20 protein-coding genes are annotated in these 19960 nt (G+C 70.9%); 14 read left to right on the top strand and 6 right to left on the bottom strand.

Going from position 1 to position 19960, the window contains the following annotated elements; genetic code table 11:
- Positions 1–1119 carry a 5-methyltetrahydropteroyltriglutamate--homocysteine S-methyltransferase gene (locus ACILR4_RS04840; RefSeq protein ID WP_395699702.1) on the top strand — a complete coding sequence of 373 codons (1119 nt, stop codon included), beginning with the start codon at positions 1–3 and terminating at the stop codon, positions 1117–1119.
- A gap of 10 nt (positions 1120–1129) precedes the next feature.
- Here ACILR4_RS04840 and ACILR4_RS04845 read toward each other — a convergent pair whose 3' ends face one another.
- On the bottom strand, positions 1130–2581 hold the full coding sequence (locus ACILR4_RS04845; RefSeq protein ID WP_395699703.1) for a serine hydrolase domain-containing protein: 1452 nt from the start codon (positions 2579–2581) through the stop codon (positions 1130–1132).
- Positions 2582–2714: 133 nt separating this feature from the next.
- Between ACILR4_RS04845 and ACILR4_RS04850 the strand changes: the two genes are divergently transcribed.
- The gene (locus tag ACILR4_RS04850; RefSeq protein WP_395699704.1) at positions 2715–3491 is read left to right on the top strand and encodes an enoyl-CoA hydratase-related protein; all 777 of its coding nucleotides are present in this window, start codon (positions 2715–2717) and stop codon (positions 3489–3491) included.
- Positions 3492–3503: 12 nt separating this feature from the next.
- On the opposite strand, the gene ACILR4_RS04855 is transcribed toward ACILR4_RS04850, so the two are convergent.
- Both ACILR4_RS04855 and ACILR4_RS04860 read right to left on the bottom strand, forming a co-directional pair.
- Entirely contained in the window at positions 3504–3956 is a 453-nt protein-coding gene (locus ACILR4_RS04855) for a PaaI family thioesterase (RefSeq protein ID WP_395699705.1), read from the bottom strand.
- Positions 3953–4639 (bottom strand): transglutaminase family protein, encoded by a 687-nt coding sequence (locus tag ACILR4_RS04860; protein WP_395699706.1) that lies wholly within the window; start codon positions 4637–4639, stop codon positions 3953–3955. The genes ACILR4_RS04855 and ACILR4_RS04860 overlap by 4 nt, the downstream gene beginning before the upstream one ends.
- A 64-nt stretch (positions 4640–4703) precedes the next feature.
- Between ACILR4_RS04860 and ACILR4_RS04865 the strand changes: the two genes are divergently transcribed.
- Together ACILR4_RS04865 and ACILR4_RS04870 are read left to right on the top strand one after the other, a co-directional pair.
- Positions 4704–5432, top strand: coding sequence for a glutathione binding-like protein (locus ACILR4_RS04865; RefSeq protein WP_395699707.1), 729 nt, complete (start codon positions 4704–4706; stop codon positions 5430–5432).
- Complete coding sequence (locus tag ACILR4_RS04870; RefSeq protein WP_395699708.1) at positions 5429–6040, top strand: 2-hydroxychromene-2-carboxylate isomerase; 612 nt, start codon at positions 5429–5431, stop codon at positions 6038–6040. The genes ACILR4_RS04865 and ACILR4_RS04870 overlap by 4 nt, the downstream gene beginning before the upstream one ends.
- A 15-nt stretch (positions 6041–6055) precedes the next feature.
- On the opposite strand, the gene ACILR4_RS04875 is transcribed toward ACILR4_RS04870, so the two are convergent.
- Entirely contained in the window at positions 6056–6607 is a 552-nt protein-coding gene (locus ACILR4_RS04875) for a Crp/Fnr family transcriptional regulator (protein ID WP_395699709.1), read from the bottom strand.
- A gap of 120 nt (positions 6608–6727) precedes the next feature.
- On the bottom strand, positions 6728–7411 hold the full coding sequence (locus ACILR4_RS04880) for a nitroreductase (protein WP_395699710.1): 684 nt from the start codon (positions 7409–7411) through the stop codon (positions 6728–6730).
- A 170-nt stretch (positions 7412–7581) separates the two neighbouring features.
- Between ACILR4_RS04880 and ACILR4_RS04885 the strand changes: the two genes are divergently transcribed.
- The 5 genes from ACILR4_RS04885 (at position 7582) to ACILR4_RS04905 (ending at position 10520) form a co-directional block, all read left to right on the top strand.
- A complete protein-coding gene (locus tag ACILR4_RS04885) occupies positions 7582–7977 on the top strand; it encodes an MAPEG family protein (RefSeq protein WP_395699711.1) in 396 nt (131 codons plus the stop codon).
- Between the two features lie 10 nt (positions 7978–7987).
- Positions 7988–8587: a GNAT family N-acetyltransferase gene (locus tag ACILR4_RS04890; protein ID WP_395699712.1), complete on the top strand. Its 600-nt coding sequence runs from the start codon at positions 7988–7990 to the stop codon at positions 8585–8587.
- Between the two features lie 79 nt (positions 8588–8666).
- Positions 8667–9068, top strand: a complete 402-nt coding sequence (locus ACILR4_RS04895; protein WP_395699713.1) for a PaaI family thioesterase — start codon at positions 8667–8669, stop codon at positions 9066–9068.
- A gap of 31 nt (positions 9069–9099) precedes the next feature.
- Complete coding sequence (locus ACILR4_RS04900) at positions 9100–9726, top strand: glutathione S-transferase family protein (protein ID WP_395699714.1); 627 nt, start codon at positions 9100–9102, stop codon at positions 9724–9726.
- Complete coding sequence (locus tag ACILR4_RS04905) at positions 9723–10520, top strand: prolyl oligopeptidase family serine peptidase (protein WP_395699715.1); 798 nt, start codon at positions 9723–9725, stop codon at positions 10518–10520. Before ACILR4_RS04900 ends, ACILR4_RS04905 begins: the two co-directional genes overlap by 4 nt.
- Before the next feature lie 19 nt (positions 10521–10539).
- Here ACILR4_RS04905 and ACILR4_RS04910 read toward each other — a convergent pair whose 3' ends face one another.
- Entirely contained in the window at positions 10540–12456 is a 1917-nt protein-coding gene (locus tag ACILR4_RS04910; protein WP_395699716.1) for a hypothetical protein, read from the bottom strand.
- A 136-nt stretch (positions 12457–12592) separates the two neighbouring features.
- On the opposite strand from ACILR4_RS04910, the gene ACILR4_RS04915 reads away from it, so the two are divergent.
- The 5 genes from ACILR4_RS04915 to ACILR4_RS04935 all read left to right on the top strand — a co-directional run bounded on the left by ACILR4_RS04915 (position 12593) and on the right by ACILR4_RS04935 (position 19956).
- On the top strand, positions 12593–16471 hold the full coding sequence (locus tag ACILR4_RS04915) for a beta strand repeat-containing protein (RefSeq protein WP_395699717.1): 3879 nt from the start codon (positions 12593–12595) through the stop codon (positions 16469–16471).
- A 113-nt stretch (positions 16472–16584) separates the two neighbouring features.
- The gene (locus tag ACILR4_RS04920; RefSeq protein WP_395699718.1) at positions 16585–17130 is read left to right on the top strand and encodes a hypothetical protein; all 546 of its coding nucleotides are present in this window, start codon (positions 16585–16587) and stop codon (positions 17128–17130) included.
- Positions 17127–18134 (top strand): MBL fold metallo-hydrolase, encoded by a 1008-nt coding sequence (locus ACILR4_RS04925; protein ID WP_395699719.1) that lies wholly within the window; start codon positions 17127–17129, stop codon positions 18132–18134. Before ACILR4_RS04920 ends, ACILR4_RS04925 begins: the two co-directional genes overlap by 4 nt.
- 10 nt (positions 18135–18144) lie before the next feature.
- A complete protein-coding gene (locus ACILR4_RS04930) occupies positions 18145–18957 on the top strand; it encodes a glycine-rich domain-containing protein (RefSeq protein ID WP_395699720.1) in 813 nt (270 codons plus the stop codon).
- 123 nt (positions 18958–19080) lie between these two features.
- The gene (locus ACILR4_RS04935; RefSeq protein ID WP_395699721.1) at positions 19081–19956 is read left to right on the top strand and encodes a branched-chain amino acid ABC transporter permease; all 876 of its coding nucleotides are present in this window, start codon (positions 19081–19083) and stop codon (positions 19954–19956) included.
- The last annotated feature ends 4 nt before the right edge of the window (positions 19957–19960 follow it).

Here is a 19960-nt window from a genome sequence, read left to right on the forward strand (position 1 = left end):
ATGACCGTTCGCACCACCCCGCCATTCCGCGCCGACCACGTCGGCAGCTTCCTGCGCCCGAAATACCTGCTCGACGCGCGCGAGCAGTTCTTCGTGAAGAAGGAAATCACCGCCGAGCAGCTGCGCGCGGTGGAGGACCAGGCGATCACCGAGATCGTCAAGTTCCAGCAGGACGTGGGGCTGCAGAGCATCACCGACGGCGAGTTCCGCCGCACCTACTTCCACATCGATTTCCTCGAGCAGCTGGGCGGCGTGAAGACCGACATCCCGGTCACCATCCGCAAGCCCGACGGCACCGAGGAACTGGCGCCGCCGGTGATGCGCGTGATCGACAAGGTGCGCCATGCCAAGGACATCCAGCGCGCCGACTTCGAGTACCTGAAGTCGCAGGTCGCCGCGGGCCGCACGCCGAAGGTGACGATCCCGAGTCCGACGATGCTGCACTTCCGGGGCGGCCGCGCCGGCATCAGCAAGGAGGCCTACCCCGAGCTGGAGCCGGACTTCTACGACGACGTCGCCAAGGCCTATGGCGACGAGCTGCGCTCGCTGGCGGCGGCCGGCTGCACCTACGTGCAGATGGACGACACCAACATGGCCTACCTGTGCGACGAGAAGATGCGCGAGGCGGCGCGTCAGCGCGGTGACGACCCCAACGAGCTGCCGCACCGCTATGCCAAGTTCATCAACAAGGTGGTGGCGCACAAGCCCGCCGGCATGACGCTGGCCATGCACCTGTGCCGCGGCAACTTCAAGAGCACGCATGCCGCGGCCGGCAACTACGAGCCGGTGGCCGAGGCGCTGCTGTCGGAGATGAACCTGGACGCGTATTTCATGGAGTATGACGACGACCGTTCCGGCGACTTCCGCCCGCTGCGCTTCCTGCCCAAGGGCAAGATCGTCGTGCTGGGCCTGGTGACCACCAAGTTCGGCGAGATGGAGAGCAAGGACACGCTCAAGCGCCGCATCGACGAGGCCGCCAAGTACGCGCCGCTCGAGCAGTTGTGCCTGAGCCCGCAGTGCGGCTTCTCCAGCACCGTGCACGGCAACAACATCGCGGTGGAGGCGCAGCGCGCAAAGCTGCGGCTGGTGGTGGAAACGGCGCAAGAGGTCTGGGGGTAAGCCCCCCTGATCAACGCAGCGCGTCGACGATGCCGGCCACCAGCCGGTCGGTGTCCCAGGCGATGTGCTTCGCGCTGCGTTCCTGCGACGCGTCGAAGCGCACGATCACCAGGCGCTGCGAGGGGATCACGATGACGAACTGGCCGAAGAAGCCGCGCGCGAAGAAGGTGTCGCGCGGCGCGCTCGGCAGGCCCCAGGCCACGTGCACCTCGCCATGGCCCCAGCCCGGCACATTGCGGTCCACGGTGTTGAGGTACCAGCCGGCGCCGTAGCCGGTGTCCAGCGTCGGCGTCGTCGAGTAGCGCACCCAGCCCGCGGGCAGGATGCGGCGCGGGCCGGCCATGCCGTCGTCGAGGAACAGCTGGCCGAAGCGCGCCCAGTCGCGCGCGGTGGCGTAGGCATGCACCGCGCCGATCGGCGAGCCGCTGGGATCGATCTCCATCACCGCGCTGCGCATGCCCAGCGGGCCGAAGAACGATTCGCGCAGGAAGCGGCGCACCGCCAGCGCATCGGCGTCGGGCCGGTGCGGACCGGGCCCGGTGACCGCGTCGCGGATCACGCGGCCCACCAGCAGGTAGTTCGGGTCGGTGTAGTGCCACTGCGTGCCGGGCGGCACGGCCAGCGGCGTGCTGGCGATCGCGGCGGCCTTGTCCTGCGCGCTGTACAGGATCTGCGTGCTGCGGTCGAAGCCCGAGGTGTCGTAGTCCAGGTCCAGGCCCGAGGCCTGGCGCAGCAGGTGGTCCAGCGTGATCGCGTGGCGCGGGTCCTGCGGGTCCTGCCAGGCGGGGATCGGGGCTGGCTGGTGCACGTCGAGCCGGCCCTGCTGCACCAGCGCGCCGACCAGTGCGCTGCTCAGCGACTTGGTGGCCGAGAAGCCGTGCAGCGGCGTCTGCGCGGTGATGCCGGGGGCGTAGCGCTCGGCGATCAGCCGGCCATCGCGCAGCACGGCCACCGCCAAGGTGTGCTGGTCGGGGTCGCCGGAGGGCGGCACGAACGCGCGCTCGATCGCCGCGGCCAGCTGCGGGTTTGGTGCCGGCGCCGGGCTGACTGGCGCGGGCAGGATGTCGGGCTGGCTGGGCACGGGCCAGTCTTCGGTGTCCGGCACGCTGGCCGGGCTCCCTTTGGCATCGGGCTCGACCAGCGAGCAGCCGAGCCGGTCGCGGTAGACCGCGCGGCTCCTGAAGCCACCGGCGATCGAGCTGCGCACCTCGCGGTGCTCGCGGTCCACCTCGTAGTGCAGCGCCCAGTTCACCAGGCCCATGCCGGGCAGCGGGCGCAGCAGTTCGTCGCGGCTGATGGCGGCGTCGCGGCCGGAGATGAACACGCCGGCGCAGAGCCAGTGGCTGGTGGTGCTGCTGGCCACCTGCGCGGCCTTGTCGACGCGCCAGGCGGCGCAACCGGACAGCGCGGCGGCCGCCAGCGCAAGGGCGGCGAGGGTGGCAAGGGCGAGGGGTCGGCGCACGGTGGGGCTTTCGGTATGGTGGGGATGGGTGGCACGATGCCGGGTGGCCGCCGGTCCGTCCCGTCGGCTTCGAAGCGGGCTCGTCGATTTCGAAATCGGCGAAGATCGACGCTGGTTTTCGCAGGAGACACCCATGTCCGAACCCCTGGTGCTGGTGGCCACCCAAGGCCCGGTGCGCACGCTGACGCTGAACCGCCCGGCCGCGCTGAACAGCTTCACCGCCGCGATGCATGCAGAACTGCGCGCCGCGCTGGATGCCGCGGCGGCCGACGCCGCCGTGCGCTGCGTGGTGATCACCGGCGCCGGCCGCGGTTTCTGTGCCGGCCAGGACCTGAACGACGAGGCGATGGCCGGCGATGTCGGCGGCGTGGTCGAGCGGCTGTACAAGCCGCTGGCGCTGCAGATCCGCAGCTTCCCGGTGCCGGTGCTGGCGATGGTGAACGGCGTGGCCGCCGGCGCCGGCGCGAACCTGGCGCTGGGCTGCGACATGGTGATCGCGGCGCGCTCGGCCAGCTTCATCCAGGCCTTCAGCAAGATCGCGCTGGTGCCGGATTGCGGTGGCACCTGGCTGCTGCCGCGTCTGGTGGGCCGGGCGCGTGCCATCGGGCTGGCGATGACCGGCGACAAGCTCGGCGCCGAGGAGGCCGAGCGCATCGGCATGATCTGGCGCTGCGTGGACGATGCCGCGCTGCTGGACAGCACGATGGCGCTGGCCAACAAGCTGGCCGCGATGCCGGCGCGCGCGCTGGCGCAGACGCGCCAGATCATCGACGCCGCGATGCCGATGGACTATGCCGCGGCGCTGGGCCAGGAAGCGGTGGTGCAGGGCGAGATGGCGCGCGCGGGGGATTTCGCCGAAGGCGTGCAGGCCTTCCTGCAGAAGCGCGCGCCGGTGTTCAAGGACCGCTGACGCGGGCCCGCGTCAGCCCTCGGCCACCGGCAGCTTCAGCGCCGGCCCGATCTTGAAGATGCCGCTCACCCGCAGGCAGGGCACGCCGTCGGCCGTGGCGGTGCCCTGCGCGAACACCAGGCTGCGGGTCACGCGCAGCACCTCGCCTTCGCCCTGCACCCAGGCCCCCAGCGGCACCGCGGCCAGGTAGTCCAGCTGCAGGCTGATGGTGGGCAGGAAGCGCAGGCCCACCTCGGCGCTCTTGCGGTGCACGCTGATCGGCAGCAGCATGTCCGCGAAGCTGGCCAGCATGCCGCCGTGGCAGATCTCCAGCGGGTTGGTGTGGCGCGGCTCGACGCGGAAGCCCACCTGCACCAGCGGCCCTTCATGGCGCACGTACAGCGGGCCGACGTTGCTCATGAACGGGCCGCCCATCGGCAGCGGGTGGAAGCCGGCGGGGATGTCGGGAGCGGAGTCGGTCGTCATCGGGTCGAGGTCTCGCGCACCACGTCGGCCTGGAAGTCGGCCTGGCCGATGCCGTTGCGGTCCATCATGGCCGGCGGGTACAGGCGCTGGAAGTCGTCGGTCATCTGCTGCAGCGGCATCTCGTTGAAGCTGCCGCGCTGGTGCACGTATTCCATGTGGCGGTTGCCGGCGCGGTCGAACGGGTGGTAGATGGAATCGTCGCGGCCGTTGAACTCCAGCGGCAGCAGGCCGAAGCGTTCGCACAGCGAGAGGTTGAAGGCCGGCGTGGCCTTGCGCCATGCGCCCGCCAGCCACAGTTCGGTGTAGCCGTGCCAGTAGAACAGGTCGGTCTGCATCGTCTCGCGCATGCGGGCGGTGCTGAGGTGGTTGCGCACGTCGGCAAAGCCCAGACGCGCCGGGATGCCGATGCTGCGCGCCGCCGCGGCCAGCAGCGCGGCCTTGGTCACGCACCAGCCATGGCCGGCGGCCAGCACGCTGCTGGCGCGCATGCCCTCGGGCCGCAGGTCGAGCCGGTAGGGGTCGTAGCGGAAGCCGTCGCGCACCGCGTAGTACAGCGCGACGGCGCGGGCCGTGTCGTCGGCGCCCCGCCCCTGTTCGGCGGCGAAGGCCTGCACGGCGGGGTGGTCGCTGTCGACCAGCGGGGTGGGCTGCAGCGTGGCGGGCTCGGGTGTTTCCAGTCTCATCGGCGACTCCAGGCTTCGGAGTTTGCGGCTACGCTGGTCGACTTGCTGTCACCGGGGCGCCACCTTGATCGACTTGTACTACTGGCCCACGCCGAACGGCTGGAAGCTGACGATCGCGCTGGAGGAACTGGACCTGCCGTACACCGTGAAGCCGGTGAACATCGGCCGCGGCGAGCAGTACACGCCCGAGTTCCTGGCGATCAGCCCGAACAACCGCATCCCGGCCCTGGTGGACCATGACCCGCCCGGCGGCGGCGCGCCGCTGGTGAGCTTCGAGAGCGGCGCGATGCTGATCTACCTGGCCGAGAAGACCGGCCGGCTGATGCCCGCCGACCTGCAGGGCCGGCACGCGGTGCTGTCGTGGCTGATGTGGCAGATGGGCGGACTGGGCCCGATGCTCGGCCAGCATGGCCACTTCAAGCTCTACGCGACCGAGAAGATCCCCTACGCCATCGCGCGCTACGAGCAGGAGACGCGACGCCTGTACGGCGTGCTCGATGCGCAGCTGGCGCAGCACCGCTTCGTGGCCGGGGCCGAGTACAGCATCGCCGACATCGCGATCTTCCCGTGGACCATGACGCACAAGGCCCAGGGCCTGAGCCTGGACGACTGGCCGCAGGTCAAGCGCTGGTATGCCGAGTTGCGCGCGCGCGAGGCGTTGCAGCGTGGCCTGGCCGTCGGCAAGGAATGGCAGCGCAGCGGCCCGATGGACGAGCAGGCGCGCCGCGCGCTGTTCGGCGGCCGCGCGGCGGTGGCCGACGCGGCGGCGTCGAGCGAAGGAGCCCAACCGTGATCGAGTTCTTCTTCGACTGTTCCAGCCCCTGGACCTGGCTGGCCTTCCACAACATCCAGCCGATGATCGCCGAGCTGAAGGTGCCGGTGCAGTGGAAGCCGGTGCTGGTGGGCGGCATCTTCAACGCGGTGAACCCCAGCGTCTACGAGTTCCGCGAGAAGGGCGTGCCGGCCAAGCAGGCCTACCTGCGCAAGGACCTGCAGGACTGGGCGCGCCACTGCGGGCTGCACATCGTGTTTCCGCCGAAGGTGTTCCCGGTCAACAGCGTGAAGGCGATGCGCGGCTGCCTGTGGCTGGCGCCGCAGGGCCTGCTGGTGCCGTTCGCCAGCGCGGTGTTCGAGGCCTACTGGAGCCGCGAGCAGGACATCTCGCAGGACGCGGTGCTGGCACCGCTGGTGCGCGCGCTCGGCGTCGACGAGGCGGCGTTCTTCGCCGGCATCGCCCAACCCGAGATCAAGGCGCAGCTGAAGGCCAACACCGACGAGGTCATCGCCCGCGGCGGCTTCGGCTCGCCGACCATCTTCGTTGGCGGCGACGACATGTACTTCGGCAACGACCGCCTGCCGCTGGTGCGCGAGGCCGTCCTGCGGCGGATCGAGGCGGTCTGAGCCCCGGTCTGCGCGTCAGCGCATCGTGCGCAGGCCCGGCGGGATCGTCAGCTTGACGGTGGGCGCATCGGGCGGCGTGATGCTGGCGTACAGGCGCAGCTGGTCGGACATCGCGCGCAGCCGTTCGGACATGCGGTTGGACAGCGACACCATCAGCTTCGCGCCGGCCTTGGGGTGCCGCTCGATCAGCATCTCCAGCGCCTTGCGGGTCAGGCCGGCGGCCTGGATCGGGGTGGCGGCGGTGCAGGTGCTCGAGCGCGGCGAACCGTCCAGCAGGCCCATCTCGCCGATCATGTTGCCCGGGCCCAGCACCGACAGCGGCACGCCGTCGAGCACGCCGGCCTCCACCACCACCTCGCCGGTCAGCAGCAGCAGCATGTGGGCGTTGTCGGTCGTGTCGCCGTCGCGGAACACGATGGTGCCCTGCGGCATGTTCACCAGCTGCATGTAGCCGACCACGGTGCGGGTCTCGGCCTCGTCCATCGCCATCGGCGCGTTGGGCGTGCGCAGCAGCCTGCAGGCCAGATCGGCGAGCGCCGGGTTCTCGGTGAGGGGTCGGATGTTCATGGCCACACGCTACGCGCAGCCGCGCCCCGGGGCAAGTGGGAATTGCCGTTTTGCACCGGCCGGCCGCCCAGCCGAGGGGGGGCACGGAACCGGCGCGGCGCTTTCGTTACGCAGCGTGCTTCACACGCCATGGAAGCGGGCGAATTCCTCGAGCGGCGCGCGGCGCGATCGCAGGCCGTTCACCGGATGCGCCGGGTTGCGCAGCCCGATCGCCATGCCGCAGAACAGCATGCGCTCGGGCGGCAGCGCCAGCACCTCGCCGACGGTGCGCGCCATCGTCGCCCAGCATTCCTGCGCGCAGCTGTCGTAGCCCTCCGCCTGCAGCAGCAGCATCACCGTCTGCAGGAACATGCCCAGGTCGCTCCACTGCGGCGGGCCCATGCGCCGGTCCAGCGAGCAGAACAGCGCCATCGGCGCGCCGAAGAACTGGTAGTTGCGCGCGAACCAGCGCAGCCGCGCGGGCCTGTCCTCGCGCGCGATGCCCATCGTCGCGTACATGTCCTCGCCGACCTGGAAGCGCCAGTCGCGGTAGGGCGAGACCAGCTCCTTCGGGTAGATGCTGTAGTCCATCGGCTCGGGCGGGCGCTCGCCCCGTGCCTGCTGCGCCTGGCGCCCGGCCACCAGGTCCTTCAATGCCTGCAGCGGTTCGCCGGCCAGCACGTCGATGTGCCAGGGCTGCAGGTTGCCGCCCGAAGGCGCGCGCGCGGCGGTGGCCAGCACGCGGCGGATGACCTCGCCCGGCACCGGCGTGGGCAGGAAATCGCGGATCGACGATCGGCGCTCGACGGCCTCGGCCACGTTCATCAGACAGCTCCAGCGGATTGGGGATCGTGGCACGATAACCGCGAAGCCATGCCCGAGGCGGCGCGTCGGGATGCCGCGGTGGCCGGCGACGATCGCGTGGACGCGCTCATTTGGTGTTAGGTGCCGTGGCGCGTATCCTGCGCTGCCCCACGACACGAGGAGACCCCGACATGACCCCGACGCTCAAGGCAGTGGCCCTCATGGCCGTCATCACCTGGCTGGCGATCCTGCTGGCCAGCCTGATCCGTGCCAAGGCCTGGACGCCGTCCGGCCTGATGGTGGCCTTCGGCAACCGCGAAGGCCTGGCCGAAGCCTCCGGCTTTGCCGGCCGCGCGCAGCGGGCCGCGAACAACACGCTGGAGAACTTCGTGCTGTTCGCGGCGATTGCGCTGGTGGCCCATGCCAGCGGCAACACCAGCCCGAAGATCGCCGCCGGCGCCGAACTGTTCCTGTGGGCCCGCCTGGCCTACATCCCGATCTACTGGATCGGCATCCCGTTCCTGCGCACGGCGAGCTGGGCGGTGGGCATCGTCGGCATGGCGATGATGCTGCTGCCGCTGTTCTGAGGCCGCGCGCATGAGTTCCGGGCCGCTGCTGTTCCAGGCCGCCGGCTGCGTGGCGCGCGAGCTGCGCGAAGCCGACATACCCGCCCTGCAGGCCTTCTTCGAGGCCAACCCGCTGTACTTCGAGAAGGTCAACGGCCGGCCGCCGCGGCCCGACGAGGCTCGGGAGGAGTTCCACGACCTGCCGCCGCCGGGGCTGCCTTTCGAGCGTCGCTGGCTCGTCGGTTTCGACGATGCGGCCAGCGGCGCGCTGCTGGGCATGGCCTCGCTGCTGGGCGACTTCCTCGCGCCGCGGGTGTTCCACATCGGCCTGTTCATCGTCGCGAGCGATCGCCACGGCACGGGCCTCGCGGGCGCGCTGTACCAGGCGCTGGAGGAGTGGATGCGCGGCGAAGGGGCCGCCTGGATCCGGCTGGGCGCGGTGGTCGGCAACGAACGCGCCGAGGCCTTCTGGCCGAAGATGGGCTACCGCGACGTGCGGCTGCGCCACGATGTCGAGACCGGCCTGCGCCGCAGCACCCTGCATGTCATGGTCAAGTGCCTGACGAGCGAGGGCGTCGAGCCCTACCTGGCACGGGTGCCGCGCGACCGGCCCGATTCGGCGCTGCCCTGAAACCCGGCGCCGGCAGCGGCCACGGGTTCCCGTGTACCCTGTGCGCCCTGCGGCAGGGCTGCCGCACCGGGAGGCTGCGATGTGGACGATCGAGGCGATGCAGCAGTTGCTGGGCCCGCTGTTTCCGGGCCTGATGGGCGTGCGCATCACCGGGCTGGCACCCGACAAGGTGAGCGCCGAGCTCACCGTGCGCCCGGAGCTGTGCACCAGCGGCGGCATCCTGCATGGCGGCGCCTACATGGCCTTCGCCGACACGCTGGGCGCGGTGGGCACGGTGCTGAACCTGCCGCAGGGCAAGCGCACCACGACCACCGATTCGAGCACCAAGTTCATCGGCGGTGCCAAGGTCGGCAGCACCATCACCGCCGAGAGCATCGCGCTGCACCGGGGCCGCACGACGATGGTGTGGCAGACCAGCATCCATTCCGCCGAGGGCAAGCTGTGCGCGGTGGTCACGCAGACCCAGCTGGTGCTCGACTGATCCCGCTTCTCCTTCCTTCACCGGACGATCCATGCTCACGCTCTACTACGCTCCCAACACCTGCGCGCTGGCCTCGCACATCGCGCTCGAACAGGCCGGTGCCGACTACCGTGCCGTGCGCGTCGACTTCGCGCGCAACGAGCAGCGCTCGCCGGAGTACCTGAAGCTCAACCCCAAGGGCCGCGTGCCCGCGCTGGTGAGCGATCGCGGCGTCCTCACCGAGACGCCGGCCATCCTGCAGTACGTGGCGCAGACGCACCCTGCTGCCGCGCTGGCGCCGCTGGACGACGCCTTCGCGCTGGCGCAGTTGAACGCCTTCAACAGCTACCTGTGCTCGACCGTGCACGTGGCGCATGCGCACATGCGCCGCGGCTACCGGTGGGTCGACGATGAAGCCGCCATGGCCGCGATGAAGCAGAAGGTGCCGCAGAACATGGCCGACTGCTTCGCGCTGATCGAGCGCGACCACCTGCAGGGGCCCTGGGTGCTGGGCGAGCGCTACAGCATCGCCGACCCCTACCTGTTCACGATCGCGCAGTGGCTGGCTGGCGACGGCGTCGACATCGAGCGCTTCCCGAAGGTGGCCGCTCATCATCGGCGCATGCAGGCCGACGCCGCGGTGATGCGCGTGCTGGCTGTGGCACAGGCGCCGGCGTGAAGCGGCGCGCCTTCAACGCCGGCCTCGCGCCGGGCGCCGCACTGCCGCTGGTGGCGACCGCGCGGGCCCAGGCCCAGCCGCGGGCCGAGACCGGCTTCATCGACCACAGCCTGGTGCAGGGTGGCCAGACCTGGCGCTACCAGGTCTACGTGCCGGCCGACTACGCCAGCCGCAAGGACTGGCCGGTCACGCTGTTCCTGCATGGCTCGGGCGAGCGCGGCACCGATGGGCAACGCGCGTCGCTGGTCGGCCTGGGCGCGGCGATCCGCTGGAACCCGCAGCGGCACCCGGGGCTGGCGGTGTTTCCGCAGGCGCGGCCCGACACGTCCTGGAGCGGCGAGCAGGCCGAGATGGCGCTGGCCGCGCTGCGCCAGACCCTGGCCGACTACCACACCGACCCGCGCCGCGTGTACCTCACCGGCCTGTCGATGGGCGGCCACGGCAGCTGGTGGCTGGCCTACCGGCACCCACAGCTGTTCGCGGCGGTGCTGCCGGTGTGCGGCTGGCTGCTGCCGATGGCCGAGTGGCCCGCCCCGGTGGTGCCGCCGGCCGACGGGCCCGCGGCCGCCGCGGTGGCCCGGCGCCTGTCGGCGCTGCCGCTGTGGATCTTCCATGGCGAGATGGACGACGCGGTGCCGCCGGAGGACGATCGTGCCGCCTTCGCCGCGCTGCAGGCCGCCGGCGCCGCGGCGCGCTACACCGAGTACCTGGGCCTGGGCCACAACTGCTGGGACGCGACCTACGGCTCCGAGACCGTGCTGCGCTGGATGTTCGCGCAGCGGCGGCCGGCGTGATGGCCGCACCGGATGCAGGTTACTGTCCGGCGTCCAGCGCAAGCGGCAGCCAGGTGGCCATGGGCCCGAGGTCGGTGATCTGGTCGTTGAAGGCCGGGCCCAGCACGTACAGCCGGTCTCCGGCCGTGCCGATGTAGTTTTGCGTGGCCGGGTAGTAGCGGTAGTAGTAGGCCGCTGCGGTGCCGCTCGCCGCGTGGCCCGCGAACAGCTGCGGGTAGTAGCGCTCGGCGTAGTTGAACAGCCGGTCGCTGTCGGCGTTGGCGCCGGTCAGCGCGCCGCTGGTGCCACCGCCGCCCGGTGGGCGCGGCGCGCCGAGCCGGTCCTCGGCCGGCTGCAGCGCATGCGCCAGCGCCAGGCCGGCCAGCAGACTGCCGGCCCGCGGCCGCAAGGCCGTGACGATGCTGCTGGCCGCACGGCCCGGGCTGCTGATGTCGACTTCGCCACCGGCGATCGGCGAGGCGCTGGCGCCGCTGCCCGGCAGGCGCGAGCCGCTGCCTTCGGCCAGCACGCTGCAGCCACTGGTCGGCAGCGGGCTGCCGCCGTTCCACCAGACGTTGCCGTCCAGCACCGGCACGGCCGTGCCGTCGGCCGCGTTCAGCGGGCAGGGCACCACGCCGCCGGCGCCGCGCCCGAAGCTGCCGCCCTCGGCGCTGAACAGGTTGTTGATCACCGTGAGGTTCGCGCTGCGCAGCCCCTGGTTCACCGGCGCCGGCGCGTTGGCGCCGACGCCCCAGCAGGGGTCGACCGTCACGTAGTCCTGGGCCGCGGCATCCCACCACTGGCAGTCGCTGCCGGCGCCGTCGGCGGCGCCCAGCACGCGGCTGTCGTGCACGCGCAGGGCGTCGCCGCCGTAGATCACGCTGCCCTCGCTGGGCGCCTGGTAGCTGGCGGTGAAGACGATGCTGTTGTGCAGCGCCACGCAGTCGCGGCAGCCGGAGAATTCCAGCGCCGCCTCGCGCGCATCCACGATCAGGTTGTTGCGCGCCACCGTGCGCAGCGCCTCGTAGTCCCAGCGGCCGTCGGCCGAGAAGTAGTAGGTGGCGTCGGTGTCCTCGCCGCCGAGCTCGACCCGGCGCACGCGCCAGAAGGTGTTGCTGTCGTAGAGCACGTCGACCGAGCCGCCCTTGGCCTCGATGCCGAGCCCGCCGCCGGTCTGCGCCACCAGGTTGCGGCAGAAGGCCGCGCGGTGCACGCCGACGTTGTCGATGCCATGGCGCGTGGTCTGGCGCACGCGGCTGTCCAGCACCCACAGGTCCTCGACCTGGTTGAACTTCATGCCGTCCATGCTCTGGCTGTCGCTGCCTTCGGCATCGCGTTCCTGCCGGTCGAACAGGTTCTGCACCGTCACCCGCCGCACGACGATGTGGTGCGAAGGCTCATAACGGCCATAGACGGTGGCATCCAGCGCGCCGTTCTTCACGCCGCTGGCGCGGGCGTTCAGCGCCGCGCCGGCCACGTGGATGCCGGCCGCCGCCTGCAGCGGCTGCGGGTCGGCGTGGGTCGTGCCGTTCCAGGCCCCGACCTTTTCGGGGCCGATCGTCACGCCGTCGATCGCGATGTAGGAAACGCCCAGCAGGTTCAGGCCATGGTCCAGCACCGTGGCATTCGGCCGGCTGTCGGTGGCCACCAGCCACAGCGGGTTCGCGGCACCGCGCAGCAGCCGCTGCGCGTAGATCTCGGTGCCCAGCGTGTCGGCGTAGTGCCCGGGCGCCAGGCGGATGCGCACCGGCTGGCCGGCGTGCGCGCTCTGCGCCAGGCGCAACGCATCGCGGATGCCGCCGGTGCCCTGCGCCGGCTGCACGTCGAGGTTGACCCAGGCGGCCTCGGCGATCTGGTCGACGAACAGGGCGTCGTTGCAGCCCGCAGCACCGGCAGGTGCCGCCGCCAGGCCGGCCAGCGTGGCGGCGAGCAGGACCATCAAGGGGGCAAGGCGCATGGGGCACTCCGCGGGCGTGACGGGCGTCACCGGCTGCAACCGGGTGTAGCAGCCGGGCGCGAGCGCCCGCCGCATGTAAGCTCGGCGCTGCCGGCGCGCGCTGCGCGTGCCCATTGTCCAGGAAGGAGATCCCCTCATGTCAGCTCTCGATAACTACAGTCCCGCCGCCGTCTCGGTGGTGAAGATCTTTGCCTACTCCTTCCATGCGGCGCCCACGGCCGATATCGTGCTCTGGGGCCTGGGCAACTACAACGCCGGCATGTCGCAGGCGCAGTTGCTGAACACGCTGTACAACCTTGCGGTGCCGCAGTCGCCCTTCACGGTGTATGCCGGCGCCAGCACCAACACCGCGTTCCTGTCGGCCTTGGTCGACAACTTCTGCTACGGCACCGACATCAGCGCGGCCACGAAGACGGCCTGGGCCAATTCGCTGGTGTCGACCCTGGACGGCTCGGCCTCCCGCGGCGACTTCACGCTGGCGATCGCCGCGGCGGTCGAGTCCTACAGCGGCAACGATGCCGACCTGCTGACGCTGAAGGCGGCCATGGCCGGCCGCGCCGAGCAGGCCGCGGCCTTCGCCCAGTCGCCGGCCGGTGCGGTGTGGGACGGCAAGGGCTGGGCCCAGCTGCTGGCGCCGCTGGTGCCGGCGCCGGCGCCGACCTACGACCTGAGCACCGACGTCAGCGCGGTGGACGAGGGCGGCACCGTCACCTTCACGCTGCACACCACCCACGTCGACGCCGGCACCCAGTTCGCCTACACGCTCAGCGGCACGGGCCTCACGGCCGACGACGTGCTGGGCCTCACCGGCAATCCGCTGAGCGGTGTGATGACGGTGAACGCCCAGGGCGTGGCCACCGCGTCCGTCACGCTGCGCGCCGACCAGCTCACCGAAGGCGCCGAGACCTTGCGCATGGACCTGGCCAACAACCTGGCCCACGCGCAGGTGACGATCAACGACACCAGCATCACGCCGCCGCCGCAGGCCACCTACAAGCTGACGGCCGACGCCACGAGCCACGACGAAGGCACCACCGTCACCTACACGCTGACCACCACCAACCTGGCAGCCGGAACGCTGGTGAACTACACGCTCTCGGGCACCGGCATCACCACGGCGGACGTGGCCTCGGGCGTGCTGAGCGGCACCTTCATCACCAATGCCCAGGGCATTGCCACCGCCACCGTCGCGCTGGTGGCCGACGCGCTGACCGAGGGCAACGAGGTGATGCGCCTGTCGCTGGCCGGCGGCCTGGGCCAGCTGGACGTGACGATCAACGACACCAGCATCACGCCGCCGCCGGTGGGCTCGCCCGACACCGTGCTGGTGTCGGACACCATGAGCAACAGCAACGCCCACGCGCCGGGTTCGCCGGCCGAGGGCGAGATCCCGTTCGACACCTACCTGAACTTCGACCTGCTGAACCAGGCCGGCGTCGACGACGTGCGGATGTCCATCGCGGCGCTGAAGGCGACCAAGCCGACCGCGGGTGGCGTGCCCGACGACACCAACCAGAGCGCCGACCGCGCCAACATCCCGCAGGTCAGCAACCAGACGCTGTTCACCTTCGACCTCGGCCTGCAGACCGACCGCGTCGACTACAGCGCCGAGTCCGGCAAGATCGTCGCGGTGGTGAGCAACCAGGTGCCGTCGGACACGCAGTACGTGCTGGTCAACGACAACGGCACCGACAACGTCTTCAACAACGCCACCGACCGCATCGACCGCCTGATCAGCGTCGAGGAGGTGGTGGCCTCGGCCGGTGGCGGCGTGCTCGACCTGACCCCCTCGGGCCAGGACTGGGTGGTCACCTTCAGCCGCAATTTCAACCCCGACACCGACATCGGCACCAGCACCGACCGCGCGGTGCACCGCATCGAGCTGACGGACCCGGCCAGCGGCGCGCCCTACAGCCGCAGCTACTACGAGGTGCGCGACGGCGGCAAGGTGGCCGGCGTCACCCAGGTCACCGCGGCCTGGAGCAGCGTGCAGGGCAGCGACCACAACGAGACCCTCGTCTTCACCGGCTATGAATCGATGGACGCGCGCACCAACGTGCTGCGCGGCGGCACCAACGCCGTCAAGTTCAACGACCTGACCCGCAGCATCCTGGTCGACATCTCGATGACGCCCTGGGTGCCCAGCACCAACCTGGCGGACAACACCAACAGCACCGGCCAGATCGTCGCCACCACCACCTTCACCACGGGTGACGGCATCACGCCGCTGTCGGGCAACACCAACGTCATCAGCTCGAACACCCCGGACAACGGCGTGGCTTCCGGCATGCTGAAGTTCGCCGCCACGCAGGATGCCGAGGACACGGTCAGCTTCAACAGCACCACGGTGCCCAAGGTGCTGGTGATCGGCCAGACCGTCAACGGCAACGACTACGTCAGCGTGCGCCTGGGCTCGGCCAGCAGCCCCGATGCGATGCAGCTCAGCGGCTTCGAGTACCTGAAGGACAACGGGGCCACCGACGACCTGTACATCGCCGACAACATCTTCAAGGCCACGCAGGCGAACCCCAAGCTGGTCGACGGCGGCGGCAACGACCACGATGCCATCCGCATCGGCAACGAGGCCCAGGGCTCGGCCGCCGTGGGCGGCGCGATCGGTGCGGTCAGCCTGGTGGCGCTGAACACCGCGGCCCAGGGCTTCGCCTTCGACTTCGACGTGCTCGACCTGACCGCGATCGACATTACCTCGACGCTGCAGCTCACCGGCACGGCCGGCACCGACGACGAACTGGTGCTGGGCAAGCTGGCCACCGTGGGGCAGGTGACCGGCTTCGAATCGCTGGTGCTCACCAATGCGTCCACCGACAAGGGCAACAGCCTGACGCTGGACCTGGACAACGGCCTGGTGAAGGCCGGGTCCACCACGCTGTTCGCCTACGCCGGCTCGGTCATCAGCGGCGGCGGGCTGGTGTTCGGCACGCCGGGCCAGACCAGCCTGATCGCGCCGATGACCAGCGGCATGAACATCACGGTGGTCGATTCCACCGCCGGCGCCGGCGCCACGCTGTGGGGCGGCACCGCCGCCGACCTGTTCACCGGCGGCGCGGGCAACGACGTGTTCCGCGGCGGCGGCGGCAACGACACGCTCGACGGCGGCCGGCCCGCCACCGGCGGCTTTGCCGAGACCTGGACCTTCACGCTCGCCGGCGCGCTGGACAACAACGCCTTGCCGGCCAACCGCATCAGCATCGCGATGACGATCGACGGCAAGGCGCTGACGCTGACCGAAGCCGCCGCGCCCGACACCGACTACAGCGATGGCAACGGCGCGGTGGCGGATGGCGCACCGCTGGCCACCATCGGCTCGGCGATGGCCGCGCTGATCACCGCCAACATCGCCGGCATCAACGCCGGCCCCGGCACCGGCGTGCTGACCAGCGCCACCTACAACACCACCAGCAACCAGCTGACGCTGAACTTCGGCGCCGGCATCGATGCCAACGACGTCGTCACCTTCGTGCTCACCGGCAACAGCGATGCCGGCAACTTCACGCTGTCCTCGGGCGTCAACGTCAACGGCGGCAGCGGCGGCAGCGACACCTTCGTGTTCGAGAAGACCGCGGCGCTGAACGGCACCGACACGATCCTGAACTTCACGCCCGCCTCCGACAAGCTCGACGTCAAGGCCTTCGCCGGCGCACCGATCTCGGCCGCCTCGCCATCGATCAACGGGGCGGTGGGCGGCACGCTGGCCGGCGTGCCCACGACGGCCGAGTTCCTCTACAACAAGACCCAGGGCAGCCTGTCGCCGAGCGACTTCGATACCACCGCCGGTCCCGGCAAGCTGCTGCTGGCCGACGGCGGCCGCTGCGTGGTGGCGGTGACGATGGACCCCACCGGCGCGCGCGGCGACGCGGCCAACACGCAGGTGACGCTGTACTTCGTCGAGAACGGCGCCGCGCCCGGCCTGGCCGATCTCAGCGTCTCGCTGGTGGGCATCATCAGCGGCCCGGTGGAACTGACGATGGGCGACATCTACACCGCGCTCAGCTGATCGCCGCGGGCGCAGCGTGCCCTCATCAGGCCGCAGGGTGTTCGCCCCTGCGGCTTGATGCACACTGCGCGCACGGCGGCACCGTGCGCCGCACCCACCGAGCAACGCCTTCGATGCGCCAGGAACAGACACTGTCGCCCGCCGCCTGGCTGGCCCGCGGGCCGATGGCGGTCAATCCGGCCGAGGTGCTGCCGAACTTCCGCGTCGGCAGCGCGAAGGTGGTCCGCTTCATCGGTCCGCACCGCTTCTACCGCGCGGCCGGCTGGGATGCCACGCGCGTGCGCCTGGCCTCGGCCTTCGGCAGCTGGTGGGCCGACGAGCAGGCGCTGGTGGCCATCGGCAGCCGCATCGACCAGTTCGAAGGCTTCCTGCCACCCGAGCTGCTGCGCCGCGCCTGGCCCGCGCAGTACCGTGGCCTGGCGGCGTTGTGCGAGGACTGGAACGACATGCGCGAGATGTTCCGCCTGGACCTGCCGCCGCGCGAGGAGTTGACCGGCGTGGTCGGCCTGGCCAGCGAACAGCCGCTGCGTTCGACGCTGGACCCGCGCCAGCGCCGCACGCCGATGCTGCCCGGCGGCGGCGAGCAGGTGTACTTCAAGCGCACGCCCACGCTTAGCGCGATCAACCCGCTGTGGGTGCACGCCGAGCCGCCGTGGTGAGCCGCGGCTGGCGCATCGCCTGGCGGGTGCTGCTCGGCCTGGGGGTGCTGCTGCTGGCGCTTGCCGGCTGGGTGGCCTGGCAGGCGCACCGCCGGCCCAGCCTGGCGCCGTATGCCGCGCAGCAGCTGCCGGCGCTGCCGGCCTCGGCGGTGGCACAGGTGCCGGTGCGCATGATGTTCCTCGGCGTGGCCACCGTGCTGCTGGACGATGGCCGCACGCCGATCCTGATCGACGGCTTCTTCACCCGCCCGCCGCTGCGCCGCGTGGTGTTCGGCCGCATCGCGCCCGACCCGGCCCTGATCCGCCAGTCGCTGGCGCGCGCCGGCATCACGCGGCTGGCCGCGGTGATCACCGTGCACTCGCACTACGACCACGCGATGGACACGCCCGAGGTCGCCCGACAGACCGGCGCGCTGGTGGTCGGCAGCGCCTCCACGGCCAACATCGCGCGCGGCTGGGGCCTGGCCGAAGACCGCATCCGCACCGTGGCCGATGGCGACGAGCTGCAGTTCGGCGACTGGCGACTCACGGTGATCGGTTCGCGCCATGCGCCGACCGCGGTGACCGGCGGCACGATCGACGCGCCGCTGAAGCCCCCGGTGCGCGCCCCGCAGTACGCCGAGGGCGGCAGCCTGTCCCTGCTGCTGCGGCATGGCGACCATGCGCTGCTGGTGCAGGGCTCGGCCGGCTTCGTGCCCGGCAAGCTCGCCGGCCGCCGGGCCGAGGTGGTGCTGCTGGGCATTGGCGCGCTGGGCCAGCAGAGCGACGCCTACCTGGCCGACTACTGGCGCGAGCTGGTCAGCGGCACCGGCGCCCGTCGCGTCGTGCCGATCCACTGGGACGACTTCACGCTGCCGCTGGCCGAGCCCTTGCAGGCCGCCCCCGCGCTGATCGACGATGTCGACCACTCGATGCGCTGGCTGCTGGCCCGTGGCCAGGCCGATCGCGTCGACGTCAGGCTCGCGCCCGCCTGGGGCTGGGTCGATCCGTTCGCGGGCCTGTGAACGGCTGCCGATGAACACCTGGTTCTGGTCCACGGCGTTCTTTGCCATCACCGCGCTCGTCATCGCGCTGGTGGCCTGGCGCCTGCGCGCCGAGGCCCTGCGCGCGCGGCGCGAGCAGGCCATCCGCGGCCATGTGTTCAGCGGCAGCCTGTTCGACAAGCTCTGCGCCAGGCACCCGCAGCTGACCTTGAAGGACTGCCACCTGGTGGCCCGTGCGCTGCGCACCTTCTTCCTGGCCTACCTGAAGAGCGGCCGGCGCGGCAGCGTGGGCATGCCCTCGCGCGTGGTCGATGACCTGTGGCACGAGTTCATCCTCGACACCCGTGGCTACGCCCGTTTCTGCCAGCGGGCCTTCGGCCGCTATTTCCACCATGTGCCGGCGGCGAAGGGCGGGCGCGGCGGCACCGACGACGGCCTGCGCGCCACCTGGCGCTGGGCCTGCCTGGAAGAGAACATCAACCCGCAGCGGCCGACGCGCATGCCGCTGCTGTTCGCGCTGGACGACAAGCTGCGCATCGCCGGCGGCCAGCACTTCAGCCTGCCGCAGCAGGTGGCGCTGGCCGCGGGTGGGGCGCGTGAGTCGCACCACGGCGGCACCAGCAGCAGCAGCGACACGATCGTGGCCTGCTCGGGCGGCGGCCTGATCAGCGAAGCGGCCAGCAGCGGCCACGGCAGTCATGGCGGCCACGGCGGCCACGGCGGCCACGGTGGCCATGACGGCGGCGGCCACGCCAGCAGCGACAGCAGCAGCGATGGCGGCGGCAGTTCCTGCAGCGGCGGCAGCAGCTGCGGCGGGGGCTGTGGCGGCGGCGGCGGGGACTGATCCAGCCCCCTGAAACGGCGTCCCTCACTCGCGTGGCCACTCGGGGCTTTCCCCGGTCCACAGCGCGCCGATTAACCCGCAGCATCCGCGTTCGAGGCGGCCTTCTGCTGCAAAGGTGACCCCTTGGCCTTGGTCCAGTTGCTGATCTCCGGCGTTGCGCTGGGCTGCATCTATGCCTTGATCGCGCTTGGCTTCGTGCTGATCTACAAGGCCACCGAGACGGTCAACTTCGCGCAGGGCGAGCTGATGATGCTGGGCGCCTTCGGCGGCCTGGTGCTGATGCAGCTGGTCGGGTTGTCGTTCTGGCTGGCCGCGCCGCTGGCCGTGGTCGGCATGATGGCGCTGGGCTTCGCGCTCGAACGGCTGGTGATCCGGCCCATCCTCGGCCAGCCGCAGTTCACGATCGTGATGCTGACCATCGGCGTCGGCTACATGGCGCGCGGGCTGATCGCGATGGTGCCGGACATCGGCTCCACCACCTCGACCCTGCCGGTGCCCTACAAGGACCAGGTGTGGCAGCTGGGCGGCGCGGTGATCAGCGTCGAGCAGGTGGCGGTGATCGGCATGACGGCGTTGCTGTGCGGCGGGCTCTACCTGATGTTCCGCTACAGCAAGCTCGGCATCGCGATGCAGGCCGCGTCGCAGAACCAGCTGGCGGCCTACTACATGGGCATTCCGGTGCGGCGGCTGAACGGGCTGGTCTGGGGCCTGTCGGCCGGCGTCGCGGCCATGGCCGGTCTGCTGCTGGCGCCGATCACCTTCGTGCACGCGAACATGGGCTTCATCGGGCTGAAGGCGTTTCCGGCCGCGGTGGTCGGCGGCTTCGGCAGCCTGCCCGGCGCGGTGGTCGGCGGGCTGATCATCGGTTTGGTCGAGGCGCTGTCCGGCTTCTACCTGCCCGAGGGCTTCAAGGACATCGCGGCGTATGTGGTGGTGCTGGTGATGCTGGTGGTCAAGCCGACGGGGCTGTTCGGCGGTGCCATGCGCAAGAAGGTCTGAGCCC

The sequence above is a fragment of the Aquabacterium sp. genome (genome assembly GCF_044226965.1).
In the GTDB taxonomy this organism is placed as follows: domain Bacteria; phylum Pseudomonadota; class Gammaproteobacteria; order Burkholderiales; family Burkholderiaceae_C; genus Pseudaquabacterium.

What these genes read in the sequence shown, in the direction of transcription:
- ACILR4_RS04850 (WP_395699704.1), top strand. Translation starts at nt 2,715, where the DNA reads ATGTCCGAACCCCTGGTGCTGGTGGCCACCCAAGGCCCGGTGCGCACG.
- ACILR4_RS04875 (WP_395699709.1), bottom strand. Translation starts at nt 6,607, where the DNA reads ATGAACATCCGACCCCTCACCGAGAACCCGGCGCTCGCCGATCTGGCC.
- ACILR4_RS04930 (WP_395699720.1), top strand. Translation starts at nt 18,145, where the DNA reads ATGAACACCTGGTTCTGGTCCACGGCGTTCTTTGCCATCACCGCGCTC.
- ACILR4_RS04895 (WP_395699713.1), top strand. Translation starts at nt 8,667, where the DNA reads ATGTGGACGATCGAGGCGATGCAGCAGTTGCTGGGCCCGCTGTTTCCG.
- ACILR4_RS04860 (WP_395699706.1), bottom strand. Translation starts at nt 4,639, where the DNA reads ATGAGACTGGAAACACCCGAGCCCGCCACGCTGCAGCCCACCCCGCTG.
- ACILR4_RS04900 (WP_395699714.1), top strand. Translation starts at nt 9,100, where the DNA reads ATGCTCACGCTCTACTACGCTCCCAACACCTGCGCGCTGGCCTCGCAC.
- ACILR4_RS04840 (WP_395699702.1), top strand. Translation starts at nt 1, where the DNA reads ATGACCGTTCGCACCACCCCGCCATTCCGCGCCGACCACGTCGGCAGC.
- ACILR4_RS04915 (WP_395699717.1), top strand. Translation starts at nt 12,593, where the DNA reads ATGTCAGCTCTCGATAACTACAGTCCCGCCGCCGTCTCGGTGGTGAAG.
- ACILR4_RS04880 (WP_395699710.1), bottom strand. Translation starts at nt 7,411, where the DNA reads ATGAACGTGGCCGAGGCCGTCGAGCGCCGATCGTCGATCCGCGATTTC.
- ACILR4_RS04855 (WP_395699705.1), bottom strand. Translation starts at nt 3,956, where the DNA reads ATGACGACCGACTCCGCTCCCGACATCCCCGCCGGCTTCCACCCGCTG.
- ACILR4_RS04910 (WP_395699716.1), bottom strand. Translation starts at nt 12,456, where the DNA reads ATGCGCCTTGCCCCCTTGATGGTCCTGCTCGCCGCCACGCTGGCCGGC.
- ACILR4_RS04890 (WP_395699712.1), top strand. Translation starts at nt 7,988, where the DNA reads ATGAGTTCCGGGCCGCTGCTGTTCCAGGCCGCCGGCTGCGTGGCGCGC.
- ACILR4_RS04920 (WP_395699718.1), top strand. Translation starts at nt 16,585, where the DNA reads ATGCGCCAGGAACAGACACTGTCGCCCGCCGCCTGGCTGGCCCGCGGG.
- ACILR4_RS04885 (WP_395699711.1), top strand. Translation starts at nt 7,582, where the DNA reads ATGACCCCGACGCTCAAGGCAGTGGCCCTCATGGCCGTCATCACCTGG.